Origin of the sequence: Enterococcus sp. OL5, assembly GCF_006491895.1 — a bacterium.
Taxonomy (GTDB): domain Bacteria; phylum Bacillota; class Bacilli; order Lactobacillales; family Enterococcaceae; genus Enterococcus_D; species Enterococcus_D innesii.
Map to the genome: position 1 here is coordinate 100167 of NZ_VHIL01000002.1, position 14115 is coordinate 114281.

12 protein-coding genes are annotated in these 14115 nt (G+C 42.9%); 1 reads left to right on the top strand and 11 read right to left on the bottom strand.

The features are described from left to right. Positions 1-33 precede the first annotated feature (33 nt). Positions 34-423 (bottom strand): hypothetical protein, encoded by a 390-nt coding sequence (locus tag FJU10_RS02930; RefSeq protein ID WP_140965128.1) that lies wholly within the window; start codon positions 421-423, stop codon positions 34-36. Positions 424-887: 464 nt separating this feature from the next. Between FJU10_RS02930 and FJU10_RS02935 the strand changes: the two genes are divergently transcribed. Beyond that, entirely contained in the window at positions 888-1781 is an 894-nt protein-coding gene (locus FJU10_RS02935) for a hypothetical protein (protein ID WP_140965129.1), read from the top strand. A 24-nt stretch (positions 1782-1805) separates the two neighbouring features. Here the strand turns inward: FJU10_RS02935 and FJU10_RS02940 are convergent, their stop codons facing one another. The 10 genes from FJU10_RS02940 to FJU10_RS02980 form a co-directional block, all read right to left on the bottom strand. Then, complete coding sequence (locus tag FJU10_RS02940; protein WP_008376271.1) at positions 1806-2063, bottom strand: hypothetical protein; 258 nt, start codon at positions 2061-2063, stop codon at positions 1806-1808. Positions 2064-2520: 457 nt separating this feature from the next. Beyond that, the gene (locus FJU10_RS02945; RefSeq protein WP_081118872.1) at positions 2521-3480 is read right to left on the bottom strand and encodes a LacI family DNA-binding transcriptional regulator; all 960 of its coding nucleotides are present in this window, start codon (positions 3478-3480) and stop codon (positions 2521-2523) included. 13 nt (positions 3481-3493) lie between these two features. Then, positions 3494-6784 carry a GH36-type glycosyl hydrolase domain-containing protein gene (locus FJU10_RS02950; RefSeq protein ID WP_140965130.1) on the bottom strand — a complete coding sequence of 1097 codons (3291 nt, stop codon included), beginning with the start codon at positions 6782-6784 and terminating at the stop codon, positions 3494-3496. 15 nt (positions 6785-6799) lie between these two features. After that, positions 6800-8950: a glycoside hydrolase family 3 N-terminal domain-containing protein gene (locus tag FJU10_RS02955; RefSeq protein ID WP_140965131.1), complete on the bottom strand. Its 2151-nt coding sequence runs from the start codon at positions 8948-8950 to the stop codon at positions 6800-6802. A 6-nt stretch (positions 8951-8956) separates the two neighbouring features. Beyond that, the gene (locus FJU10_RS02960; RefSeq protein WP_016611458.1) at positions 8957-9736 is read right to left on the bottom strand and encodes an endonuclease/exonuclease/phosphatase family protein; all 780 of its coding nucleotides are present in this window, start codon (positions 9734-9736) and stop codon (positions 8957-8959) included. Further along, complete coding sequence (locus tag FJU10_RS02965) at positions 9733-10647, bottom strand: acetylxylan esterase (protein WP_140965132.1); 915 nt, start codon at positions 10645-10647, stop codon at positions 9733-9735. The genes FJU10_RS02960 and FJU10_RS02965 overlap by 4 nt, the downstream gene beginning before the upstream one ends. Continuing rightward, a complete protein-coding gene (locus tag FJU10_RS02970; RefSeq protein ID WP_140965133.1) occupies positions 10640-11242 on the bottom strand; it encodes a DUF624 domain-containing protein in 603 nt (200 codons plus the stop codon). Before FJU10_RS02970 ends, FJU10_RS02965 begins: the two co-directional genes overlap by 8 nt. Positions 11243-11255: 13 nt before the next feature. Then, positions 11256-11399 (bottom strand): hypothetical protein, encoded by a 144-nt coding sequence (locus FJU10_RS18975; RefSeq protein ID WP_189372226.1) that lies wholly within the window; start codon positions 11397-11399, stop codon positions 11256-11258. A gap of 213 nt (positions 11400-11612) precedes the next feature. Continuing rightward, positions 11613-13214, bottom strand: a complete 1602-nt coding sequence (locus FJU10_RS02975) for a sugar ABC transporter substrate-binding protein (protein ID WP_005227174.1) — start codon at positions 13212-13214, stop codon at positions 11613-11615. A gap of 14 nt (positions 13215-13228) precedes the next feature. Then, positions 13229-14110, bottom strand: coding sequence for a carbohydrate ABC transporter permease (locus FJU10_RS02980; RefSeq protein WP_005227173.1), 882 nt, complete (start codon positions 14108-14110; stop codon positions 13229-13231). Positions 14111-14115: the final 5 nt, after the last annotated feature.

Sequence of the window (14115 nt, forward strand, 5' to 3'; positions counted from 1 at the left end):
TATTGTAATTCCATCAAGTTCCTTTTCCATAATCTAATCTGGTGGAATTGACGTATAATTCGCAATAAATAAATCAATTTTTTCACTTAGATCTGATACTTTTGGAGAATCAATTGATGATGTCGTTTCTGATGAATGAGTTTCATTAAGCAAAGAACTGTAAAAAGTTTCTGTTTCACTTGCTATTAGACTTTGTGAGGTTGACTCTTCGGTTTTGTTATACGAATCTTCAAAGGATGTTTTATGTAGTTTTACATTATTCAAAAAACCATCTATAGCCACAAAGTACTCAATTGATTCTTCATCATCATTCAGGAAAAATGTCATATTGTTTTTATACTTAAAGTTTATTAATTCGGGAAAAATATTTTTTAGCTCATCATCAGACACTTCAATATAAAATCCATTTCCAGACTTTTTCACTATGTAAGGAGAACCAGGTGAATTATAATCATCATTCCATAATCGATTATTTTTTTCTTTATCTATTCTAAAAGAAAACTCTCCTCCCCCTCGTTAGCAACACCATACCAATCACCATAGAAGTCTTTAGCTGGATCTACAGATAGAAAATAGCCCCCTACAAATCCAATTATAACCAACAAGATAAACCCTAATATTTTTATACTTTTTTCATAAATACCCTATTATGTTCCTTTTTTAATAATACAGAATAACGAATATTATGCATTGAAAATCAAGTTTGTGCCGCAAAGAACGAAGATTTACTTGCATATTATTGTATTCAACTTTGTTCAATTTTACATCCTTTCCTATATATTACAAAATTGTCAGGATATAAATATAACTTAAAATGTTTTTTATATATTATAGTATGGTATATTAAATTTGTTAGTAAAATAATAATTAAAAAGGAAATTAAAACAATGAAGAAGTTTTTAATTAGTGTAGTGTTTGGTATATCAGTTTTAAGTTTTGGTCAAATAAATGGTTATGCAGATGAGAATGGTTTTGAGATAAATGAAACTAATCAATCATTAATTAATGAGGCAATATCCAATGAAGAGTCCAATAGAGATTATATTGATGGTGTAATTAGAATGTTTGAAGATTCTGATAGTGCTGAAGAGTTCAACGTATCTTTAAATGAGAGTTTAACAGTTTTAAATTCCTATGATGCCGAACAAGATGCATTGTTGGAAGAGTATAAAGCGGACGTTGCCGAATCAGTTGATCCTTTTTATGTTGAACCAAAGTCTAAGATAGGTGCTAGATCATCGGTAACTCCTGCAAATCCAGTTTATGCGGCTGCAATTGCTGCATACAATAAAGGTATATCAATGGTTAAGAAAAAAGGTCACAATCAGACTGCTGCTTATATGAAGCACGCCATTATTTCTGCTGAGAATTACTATTGGAATCCAACATGGAAACCTTCGACATATGTTAATAAAAACGATAGCTGGGCAAAGACTGTAGACGGCGAGGAGTTAATGACCGCTTATTATTCTAGACTTAAAAAAGAAGCATTTTCTACAGGTAAAAAATCTGGTTCTTTCTCAGGAAGTTATACATTTCTAAGCGGCCAACTTCACACAGCATTACGTGGAGTTAGTTACACAGTAACTTATAAGAAACAAGCCAATGGAAATTATTGGACTCAAGTAAAGGTTACGGATATATTTGATTTCAAATGGGAGCTAAATGGTTATGATGGCAACTTCGAGGTGGGATTTGGAAACAATTATTGTTACGCAATGCAAAGAGCAGGATTTATCATTCCTTATAAAATCGAAGTGATCCACGAAGTTTCTAGATAGTATAAAAAGAGATGAGCTTTACGCTTATCTCTTTTTGTTTAAGATATATATAATGGATTTTACTAGTGCACCCAAGAAAAGTATCAGGGCTAATACCTTAAAAACTACACCAAGTTCCCAGTTGATTGATCCTTCTCTTAAAAGCTCCTGTTTTTGGGATTTGCTTAGTCCTTCAACGCTTACAGGAATCCAATTTACACTTAAATAGACACCTATAAGTAGCGAAATCATTGAATATATATATAGGATTCTTATTTTTAAACCTTTTAAAAAGTTAATCATCTTAGCACTCCTTTACAAACTATTATATCAGAAAGCTAGCTTTAAATAATTATCGCTAATATAATTTAATAATTTGTGAGTACTTTTTATAAGAGGTTACTTTTGTCCGACCACTTGGTTATGTTAGCTATTTTAATATTCCTAATTTTATCATAGCCAACCTTATTACCACCAACATATATTTCTAGTTCATCATGCCCCCTAAATATGGCCAACTATATCAGGAAAGTAATTCCCATCTCGATCATGCGCTTCAATTTAGATAGCTACTGATTTGTTCTTGAGTGTTACCTGATTTAAAGTTTCGGCGATCTCATTAACATCCATCTAGAACTTTTGAATTGGTTTACTTCTTTCAATAGTTCTTTCTCTATCAATTGCTTTGGTATGTTCTGTAAGATAAAATCCTCCCCATTTCACCATTCCTTTTTCAACTATTTTTCCTTTATTGGATCGATTAAATAAATGATCCACCATCCACAAAAGTGGTATAAATATGCTCGTCCGCCACTGGTTCCCCTTGGATCGATTGGACGATTTTCTCAGCTGCCACCATGCCCCATCGATGTTTCGAATAGGAGATCGTCGCTAAGCGCGGCTGCACAAAAGCGCCTAATTCCGTATTATCAAACCCGATGATGCGGATCTCTTTTCCGATGCGATAGTCGGTCTCGCGGACATATTTGTAGACTCCGATTGCCATTTCATCATTGAAGGCAAAGATATCAATGGGAAACTGAGGATCATTTGCTAAGAGCTGTTTTGCTGCGCGATAGCCAGAAGGTTCCGTGAAGTCACCAGGAATCACTTCATAAGGAATACCAAAGCGCGTCAATTCTTTCGTACTAGCGTCTAGCCGCTCCCGACTGTCGTAGCCTTTTTCTGGCCCTGCTAAGAGGAAGACTTTTTGGCTTTGTCCAGCGATCAAGCGATCGATCGCCAGCGCCGCCCCTCCTTTATTGTCTAACAAGACTTGATGGATATTTTCATGAGACAAGACACGGTCTAACACGACGATTTGATGTCCTCGTTGGGCGTATTGCTCGATTTCCTTTGCTGGAAACGTCCAATCCAAAATGATGGCACCGTCCACCATCCGCTCAGGAATAAACAAGTGTGATTTCTTGCCGCTGCAGACGATCATTTCATAGCCGAAAAGTTCCAACCCTTTCTTGATGCCATCTAGCAATTCCCCATAAAAACTTCCGGCATAATCGGCGAGATAAACACCGATGATGTTTGTTTGTCTGCGTTTCAGTGTGCGAGCAGCCATGTTCGGAACATAGTTCAATTCGTTTGCGATCGCTTGAATCCGCGCGCGGGTTTCCTCGGTCACTTTTGGACTGCCATTCAATGCATACGAAACGGTGGATATGGAGACACCCGCTTTTTGGGCAATATCTTTGATTCCTACCATGGCTTCTCCTTTCTTAACGATAAATATCGATCGTATTGGTGTGGTTTTCGTTTAGTTTGGCGCAAAGTGCTGCTTTTTTCAGGACAAACGCACCTTGACGGTAGCGATTTTCCGCAAACTCAGTGGATATTTCTTCCCCGTTGATCAATACTTTCGGCGTACTTGCCGAATGATAGACGATTTCGACTGGCCGATCAAAAAGTCGATATGTCAGAGTCAATCCTGCTAACTCCGCTGGCAAGACAGGATCAAGTTCAACATGATCAACAAAGGTACGAATGCCTAGCACATTGCTGATCAACTGATTCATATAGATCCCTGGACCACTAGAATAGATGCGCCAGCCGCCTTTGACGCCGACTGCTGCCTCCTTAAGTTTACCAAAATTTTCTTGGGCTTCAACCCTTGTTTTGAAATCGCCATCAGAACTGCTGAAATACGCATTTGCTTGACGGATCTCCGCGTTTTCGACCCGTTGAGCGATCTGGATTGGATTGATGACCCCAAGCGCTTGCCAAGTCTCTTCTTCGCGACCTAATTTCGCCATCGCTTCGGTAAAGCGGATGTGGGCGTGAACGTACTGCAAACCGATTTCTCGTCCAAAGTTGGCTGCTTGTTCTGCTCGCTTGAAATTGGTGCTGACACCACCCGCATAAGTCGCTGGACGATTCATCAAACGCACCCCATCTGGAAATTGCAAATGCTCCTTGATGATCGCCACATGATGATCGGCTTGTTCGGGAGATAACAGCTCACCGATCATGCTTTGCTGCATCGGCAGCAAGCGGTATTGGATACCGGTTTTCTTGTCAGTCGGATGGACCATCAGTTCCACGTGCTCGCTATCTTCCATATAGACAAATCCTGGCAAAGTGCCATCAGCTAACATGTATTTTTCAAAGTCGTGTTTGATGCCCGCAGACAGTTCTGTTAAATGTTTGGCATACTCTGGGTCAACCGACTGCAACTGGCTGGCTAATTTTTTCAATACTTCGTAGGTCAAGGCAACGGTCCAGCTGCTGGCCATTTGTTTCTTCAACTTACTGTTATTTGGCTGCAAGGTGTCATCCCAATCGCCATCACCATAACAAGACAGGTACGTTCCTTCCAAGAAGTTCGCTTCGATATACGCCACTTCTTTTTTCAAATGATCAAACAACGAAGCTTTGGTCTTGGTTTTCAAGAAGGTTGCGCGATCCGTATAAGGCAGTTCTTTTTCCAAAATCGCGAAATCTTTGGTTTTTTCGAGATAGTCACTAACGACTTTCATTGGCCAGACGATCACATCTCCGTGGCTCTCATCGGCTTTTTGTTTCTCATAGCGATCAAACATAAACCATTGTGGCCAGTTGCCGTCATCTGCAAATTGATTTTCAAACAAATGCTCGATGATGGACGCCACCATCTCAGGACGATTAAGTGCTAAGAAATACTCAGTCGGTCCTTGAGAAACGTCTCGAGTCCCCCAAGCAGCACCACCGTACTGTTCAAGACCATGAGGAGACAAGTAATGAACAAGCATATTGTGGGTGTACCAACGTGCCAAGTGATTGAAGGATGCAACGTCTGCCTGCGAATGTTTCAATTCAAACTGATTCAACAAATCATCGACAAAGGCCGTATAGGCAGTGTCTTCTTGCTGGCGATCTAACGTTTCGGAAACAAAGGGTTCACCAGTCAGTGTGCCTTGGATCACGAAGGAAACCGTCGCCTGTTCTGCAAAGGTCAATACGGTCGTGCTATCGTCGGCTGCCACATTGAAAATCGTTTCATCGGTCAGTTCAAAAGGTTGAGCCGCATGGAGATAATACGTCAATTCTGGATAAGTTTCCGCAATCGGTGAATCCGCTGTTCCTTTGATGGTGAGCAATTGTTGATCTTGCGAAATGGTAGCAGTCGGTACCGCTTCATCGATCCCCATCACAAATTGATTAGTGATGGCCCATGTGTAGGCACGACCTTGTTCACTAGTGATGGTCGTTGCAATCGTGCGTCCATTTGCTTTCGTGAAGGTCGTTACTTGAATGACATCATCGGCTGTTTTGTAGTACCACGTCGCCGAATTCAAGCCCATTTCAAAGGCAGATGGCATCGTTAAAATCCGCCATTGATCGCCGTCTTTCAAATAGATCCGCTGACCGGAACGTTTGAAAAGATTCAATGAGTTGCGGCTATTGCTCAACAATTTGTTCATGTTCGTATTGCCTAATACGATTTGGGAGTTAAACATCCCCGTCATGTAAACGGTCGTGCTCAAAATGGGTTGATCGACGATCAGATCTTGTCCGCTCATCAAAATATGTCCATGGGAGCGTTCCATCTGTGCTTCCTTTTCCTTCAACACGACATGGTGATAGTCAGGGGTAAAAAAGGAATACAGCTGTTCGTCAACGATTTCCACTGCTTCTTGCTGAGCAAATCGCTCATTGATTTCTTCTGTGGTAAATGTCAGCCCTGTGAGCGGTCGACCAAAGCTTTTTCGTGGCTGCGCCGTTGCCTGCAACGAGTCGAAGGACAAGCCTTGATACGTTTCTTTCAACGTTTCAAGTGCAAACTGCGGTTCATTGACTGCCGTCGCTTGATTGGCTTTGACCGCTGCGTAAAAAACGATTTCCGTAGGCGTCTCACTTACCGTCAACCATTGCGTTTGTAGTGCCGTATAGGCAAATTCGTATTGATACACTTCATTGGCTAACGTTTCTTGGCTAAGTGCAGCTGGTTGATTTGTTTCTTTGTAGCTGCGACCGAAAAATTGATAGCCATCCGTCGAGAAGCCTTTTAAGGCTTGGAAGCTGCCTTGTTCCACCAATGGAAATTGACCATTTTGTGGTTGATTTTGACGCGAAGAAAGCACGATGCGATCCTTATCATGGCTAACATGATGGTCGATATATTGCGAAACATAGGCTTCATTGGATTGAACAGCCCCTTTGGCGGCATTGCCAAGATCTTGTCCGTAAACCAGTTCCGCTTCCCCAGAACCACTCAATTGAACCCGCCAGAACCAGCAATCTTGTGCCAATTGGAAATCAACTTGGTAATTGATTGACTGATACGTCCCGGTCCAGGTCAGCTGTTTGTCTGAGTAGGCAAAGGCACTGTCGGCATTTGAACCGATCAAGGGAATAAAGGACAATTCCCCTTCTTCACGCAGTCGTAGATAGATTTGATTCAAACTGCCATCTAGCGCATTTCCGTTCAACTGATTGATCATCACACCGTGACTTTGGATCTCATATAAATCACCGTTTGGTAAAAACGTCACGGTCGTATTTGCGTTATTCATCACTTTTTTTTTCGTCATAGAAACCTTCCTATCTTACCTAACTAATTGCAGGGTTGTTTGTTGGGTGTCTCGGCTGTTCCCACCAATCATGATGTGGAATTTCCCTGGATCACTGCTTGCTTGTTGGTTGCTGTGGACATAGCGCAGCAGTTCTTCCGTGATCTCAAATTGAACGGTTGCTGATTCGCCAGCCTCTAGCCAAATTTTCTTAAAGCCTTTCAGTTCTTTCACTGGGCGAACCACTTCACCGACTAAATCGCGAATGTAGCATTGGACCGTTTCCCAGACCGCTGCTGTTCCTTGGTTCGTAACCGTGATGGAAGCCGTGACCGTTTGATCTTTGGTCATAGTTGGCTGATCCAACGTCACCGCAGAATACGCAACTGGGCTATAACTCAAGCCAAACCCAAATGGATATTTGGCATAATTGGAGACATCCAAATATTTTGAGACATATTTTTCATCCGGTGCACTTTCATAAGGACGACCGGTATTGTCAACGTTGTAATACACAGGGACTTGTCCAACGGTTTCTGGGAATGACATACTCAAGCGGCCGCTTGGATTGTATTCTCCCCATAGGATCTGAGCAAGTGCGTTTCCGCCTTCGGTTCCAGGGAACCAAGCCTCGACGATTGCTTTGGCTGCATCCACACCTTGCAAATCAAGAGGACGACCGTTATAAAGAGTTACGATCAATTGCTCGTTGTATTCTTTCAAGGTTTCAACCAAGGACAATTGCGCTTGCGGCAAGCGAATGTCGCTGCGGCTGGCAGCTTCGCCGCTCATCCATTCCTGCTCCCCTAGTGCTAGGACTACTTTATCCGCTGCCTTCACTAATTCGATCGCTTCTTGGATCGCCGCTTCAGATGGTGCAAAATAATCAAAGGGTTCTTGACCAATCAACAGATCCGCACCCAAGGCTTGAGCACCCTCCACTAAAGTCACTACTTCTTCTTGTTTCCCTTGCCAAGACCAAGCCCCTAATAGATCACGGGAGTGAGCACCTGGGCCTACGATCGCCACTTTTTCGGTTTTCTGCAACGGCAAGACACCTTCATTTTTCAACAACACCATTGATTTCTTTGCAATATCGCTGGCGATCTCTCGGTGTTCTTGAGACAAAACAGTGGCTGCTTCAGCGGCTTCATCAGCGCCGCGGTATGGATTTTCAAATAGCCCCAGCTCATTTTTTAAGGTCAAGATTCTTAGCACCGCTTCATCGACTAAGGCTTCCTCAACGGTGCCTTCTGCGATCAACTCTTTCAAGTTATCGGTGTAGCAAGTCGTCATCATCTCGATATCGACCCCAGCTTTGATGGCTAGTTCAGCGGCATGTTTTTCATCCTCCGCTGCGCCATGAGCGATCACTTCTTTGATTGCTGCCCAGTCAGAGATCACAACGCCTTCAAACCCGAATTCTTCTCGCAAAACATCACGGAAAAGCCAGCGATTGGCCGTGGCTGGAATGCCGTCTACCGTATTAAAGGAGGTCATCACCAGCTTGGCACCAGCATCAAGGGCTGCTTTATAGCCTGGCAAATAACTTTCTCGCAGTTGGCGTTCTGACATATTGACCGTGTTGTAGTCGCGACCGCCGATAGCCGCACCGTAAGCCGCAAAATGTTTGACGCACGCAGCCACGCGGTTGAAATCCGTTCGCAGATCATCCCCTTGATAGCCTTTGACAAAGGCTTCAGCGAAGCGACTGTTCAAGTAAGGATCTTCCCCTGTCGATTCCATGACACGGCCCCATCGTGGGTCTCTTACTAAGTCCACCATCGGTGAAAAGGTCACATGCAAGCCAGAAACAGCTGCTTCTTTGGCAGATACTTCCGCCATCTTCTCCGCTGCTGCCAAATCCCATGAACTGCCTAATCCTAATGGAATCGGGAAAATCGTCCGAAAGCCGTGAATGATATCCGCCATCAATATCGTCGGGATATTCAAGCGGTTATTGGCGATATACTCTTTTTGGACGCGGATCGCTTCTTTCGCACCAGAAACACCTAGCGTTGTTCCCGCATTGTTGATGTTCTCTTGTGTCAGTCCTAAGTCGCCCATTGGGCCGGTTTTCTCTTCTGCTTTATCTGAATAAAAAGCCGCTGCCAGTTGCAGCAACTGATCGATTTTTTCATCTAAGGTCATTTCTGAAAGTAGTTCGGTTAATTTCTGCTGTTCCATTTTTATTCATCCTTTGCTTTCTTCAAATTGGACTTCTGCTTCTAAAGGGAAATGATCGGAGGGAAAACGACGATCACAAGAATCCGTTAGACAGGCGGTTTTGACCACCGTGAAGCCTTTCGTATAGATATAATCAATTTCTTCTAATTCTTGCCATGGTAACGTATAAATAAAATTTTGATAGGAGCCTTTGGGTCCGTGATGCGGCTTTTGCCCATGTTCTTTGGCATTTTGAAAATGCTGCTCTAAATACCGATGCACCCGCTCCGTTGGCTCCGCATTCAAGTCGCCCATTAGTAATACTGGATAACGTTCGATCTGATCTGCCAGTTGCTCAAAGATCACTTTCATCCCTTCAAAACGAGCCATTTCTGAAATATTATCTAAATGGGTCGTGATGACAAGAAACGGCGGATTCTTTTTTTCCTGTAAGACTGCCCAAACACATAAGCGTGAATAGGCAGCTTCTGGATGAATACTGGGTTCAGTCGGTGTCAATGACAACCAAAACGAACCTGAAGCTAATAACTCGAAAGTCTCTTTTTGATAATACAGTCCGATGCCTTCGCCCAAGCCATCACCGTCACGTTCAGCCGTGACGGAAGCATACTGCGCTAGCTTTGCTAAATCTGCAAATTGACTAGGTCGGGCTTCTTGGATCGCCAGAACATCCCAGTCGTAGTAATCGATCAAGGAGCAAACCGCCTCCGATCGATAGTGCCATTGCCATTCTTGGTCATAGTCGGTATCGACTCGTAGATTGTAGGTTGCTACTTTCATCTTCATTCATTTCCTTTGAGTAATTTTGTGATTTGCTGCATTTCACGACGGATTTGTTTCGCTTCGCCGCCGCCATGCCCTTTATTTAAGTAAATACGCAATTCTTTCGGTCCAGGAATCTTTTTATAGGAAACGAAGAAATCTTCCATGGGGCAGATCGGATCAGCACTGCCGACCGATGTATAAACAGGACCAGTTATCTGATGAGCAAAATACTTCAAATCAAAATAACTCATGACTTGATAGATCGTTTCCCGCGTTTCTGGAAATTGTTCGATATACTCTTGAATCACCTGATAACTTCCTGTTTTTTGTTCGATCCGATGGACAAGATTGGAGTGGCTTGGCACATCGGCAAACGTCGCAAAAATCGAGACGTTCGTTAATGCGTTGACCAATAAGGCGATGCCGCCTCCTTGTGAGCCGCCTCTTAAAATAATGCGCTGCGGATCGATTTCCGGTATCTGTTGAAGGACTTCTAGTGTGCGCAAACTATCTGCGACCAATCGCTTCATATAAAAATCTTCTTTTTTCAAGATGCCGCGTCCAAAAGGTGCTTCATGCTGCGTGGTTTCATAAGGAACTTGATCTTGCGTGCGTCCCCCTTGTCCGCGATTGTCGATGACAAGACAGCCGCAGCCGATCAATAACCAATGAGCGAATTGGAACGGTTCTTGCACATGATTCATATAGCCTAAAAAATCAATCACGATTGGACAATCTGCCGCTTGTTCTGGCAGCAGCAGATGCCCATAGATCGTTTCATTACCAAGACTTTGAAAAGAAATCGTAAAACAATCGATCCCTTTCAGCAAAGGTGCTTGTTTGGTTCTTTCAAAGGCTAGCGGAAGGGCGTCAAGTTCTTGTTGGACCGAAGCCCAAAAACAGGATCGATCAGTCGCTGTGGATTCAGTCATTTGTCTCTTCCCCCTTCGCTAATACTTTATTGAAAAACAACACTTGGATAAAGGCTGAGCCTGAGATCCCTAAACAAACAAATAAGAATAGGTTCACTTTGCTGCACAATACAAAAACAATGATTGGGATCACCAGTAAAATGATCGCATTCGCCGTACTGCTAAGAACCGCATACGCCGTTTCTTTCGCTGTTTCTTGCAATGATTGCGTAAACAAGCTGTACAAGAGGACGAACACGAAAAGATACAGCGCAGCCAAGCTGACGAGGATCACAGCTAGAACACCAAAGTAAGGTGTAATCATCATCAAGGAATAGATCAACCCAGCAAAGACTGCCACATACGCAATAACAAGACCTTCTAAGAAGAGCCCACGTTTGAGATTGCTTAAGAATGCTTGCTTATATCGTTGCCAAATCGGGACATCCCGTTCCTTGTACAATTGATCGATCGTCTGATACAGCGCGATCAATGCTGGTCCTGCGAGAATCAGCGTCATTGCTGGAATCATAAAGAGAAAACTAACAATGATCATATCTGCTAGAAAAGCAAAGACCCGATAGTACCATCCTTCATAAGAAAATAGTCGATTCATTATGATCCTCCAATCAAAACTTGCTGATTTGTGCTGTTAGTGCTGCGTAGACCTGTTTCTTGCCTTCTTGTGATTTTGGGTCGTTTCTCAACGTACAGTTTTCTGGGTTGCAGGTCTCACTACGTGAGCCAATCGCAGTGATTCTTTGTACGGTCACTACGCTCCCTGCGGTCGCCTAGTACTTTGAAACATCAGATTTTGCGCAAAGTGTGCGCAAAACCTGTGTTTCTTTGGTTGGTCACTACGCTCCCTGCGGTCGCCTAGTACTTTGAAACATCAGATTTTGCGCAAAGTGCGCGCAAAACCTGTGTTTCAAAGCAAAGGAGAGGAAAGGTCTTTTTTTTTGGCTTCCTTTCCTCTCCTATGGGGGTTATTTTAGTCGTTCGCGGTTTTCGGCCATTTTTTCAGTTTTAATGTCTTTGATTGCATCCCAGTTGTTTGAATCTAAGAAGCTTTCAAAGTCGGTTAGTGTGCTGTCAAATGTTCCTTCATCTTTTGAACGGATCAATGAGATGATCGTGCTGTTGATTTTGGTTTTGATGGCTGTGTTTGAACGTGCTTCAGCAGTTCCGGCATCTGGATCCGTATTTTCGATCACAAAGTGTGGATACAATTTGCCTTCACCCCATTCTTGCATTTGAGTCAACGCATTTTCGGTTTTGACTTTCAGTGCATTGACACGGTCATTGTTAAAGTAGTTGAACCGGCTGATACCATATTTTTTGTTGTAGCCTTCGTTGTCGGTTTGTTCCATTTCTTTGATTTCTGGCAAGTAATCGATTTTGCCTTCATCGTTGTATTCATACGTCACGCCTTCAACACCGAATTTTGTCAAAATTTGTCCTGGTTCATCGATCAAGTACGTGAAGAGTTGGGTTACTTTTGCTGGATCCGCCGCATCTTTTGTGATGTAGTTGATCAACCAGCCAGAGATTCCTGTTTGGTTCAAGGTTGCTTCACGACCAGACGTGCTGGCAGGGCCATCGATTGCGATGTAGCGTGTGTCAGAGTTTTTCATGAATTCAGTGAAGTTCCCACCTTGTCCGCTCGTTCCTGCGACTAAGATCGTTGCATAGTCCCCTTGTTTTACTTTTTCATCATAGGTTGGGCCGTCATCAGTAAAGCTGTCATCACTGATGTTGCCGTCACGATACACTTGATTGAAGGTTTTCAACCATGAGATATATTCTTCATCTAAGTTACGGTCGTAGAAAGCACCATCTTCATCTTCTAATGGAACACCTAAGAAATCTTGCAATTTATCTAAGAATGGTCCTGCTGTTTCGCCGATCGTTGTGAAGCCCATCGGTGTCAAATCAGGGAATTTCTCGCTGATTTCTTTCATGACTTTCACATAGTTTTCTGGAGTCGAAACATCTGGTTTGCCTAATGCTTCATAGACATCTTCACGGATCACAAAGTTGTCATTGACGGGAATATTGCCGCTTTCGTAGTCCGCTGCAGTGTTGGAATAGTTTGGATAGCCATAAGTTTTGCCATCATCTAAAGCAAACCATTTGAAGGTATCTTCGGTCACGACATTCATCAAATACGGATCGTATTGTTCCGCTAAATCGTTTAATGAGTATGCCCAGCTATCAGCTTTTGTGGCTGCTTGACTGGTTTTATCCATCAACGTCACGATATCAGGCATATCACCACTTGAAATCAAGGCATTTAATTTCGAATCATCCCCTGAAATAAATTCAATATCAATGTTCAAATCTTTTTTGATTTGGGCTGTCGTCACATCTTCACCAAATGGCAAAGCTGTCCAGTCTGAATTGATGTACCATGTGATCTTGGTTGGTTCTTCTTTGGTATCGAGTTTCCATGCTGGTGTCTTTTCATCTAACTCATACCGATCTTTGATAGAAAAATCCGAACTGCTGGCATTGTCTGAGCTGCCGCCACATGCCGCTAAGCTGAGTAATGCTGATGCTGCCAATAAACCGCCTACTACTTTTTTCATGTCTATCCCTCTTTCTATTCTTTTACTGCACCGGCCATCATACCGCCGATAAAGTGTTTTTGAAGCAATGGATATATAATTAAAATTGGCACTGTCGTGATGACGATCGTAGCCAACTGAACCCCACGGGTCGTTGCTTGGACGATAAAGTCGGTACTACCGCTTTCAGTCATCGTACTCAAGTTGGATTGGACGATGATTTCATAAATCTTCATTTGCAGCGGATAGAGATACTCTTTTGTGATATACAGTTTTGTCGTCATAAAATCATTCCATTGGCCAACCCCGTTGAACAAGATGATGGTTGCCAATGCCGGTTTCGTTAATGGTAAGAAGATTTTATAGAAGATTTGGAATTCACTTGCACCGTCGATCTTCGCCGATTCTTCGAGTGAAGGCGGAATCTCACGGAAAAAGTTCATTAAAATCACGACATCATAATAGCTGAACAAAGCTGGAATAATGTAGACCCAGAAAGAATCCAGTAATCCTAGCGAGCGAATCAGCAAGTACGTTGGAATCATCCCACCACTGAAGTACATGGTGATGACCCCCATCGTTGTATAGATGTTGCGGCCAACCAAGCGTGATTTACTCAATCCGTAAGCCACGATCGCACAAAACAAGGTATGGGTCGCAGCCCCAAGAACCGTTTTTAACACTGAGATCAAGAAGGCACGAGGGATACTCGCGTCGGAAAAAACTTTCCGATAGTTTTCCCAGGTAAAGCCTTTGGGCCATAACACGAGGCCGTTGCCCGCTAATCCAGAACTAGAAGACACGGAGGAAACCAAGATATTCCAAATCGGTACGATGATCATCAATGAGAATAAAATCAAGATCACGGTATTGAAGAAGTAAAACCATGTGTTTTCTTTTGCTTTTCTTTTGATCATGTTTT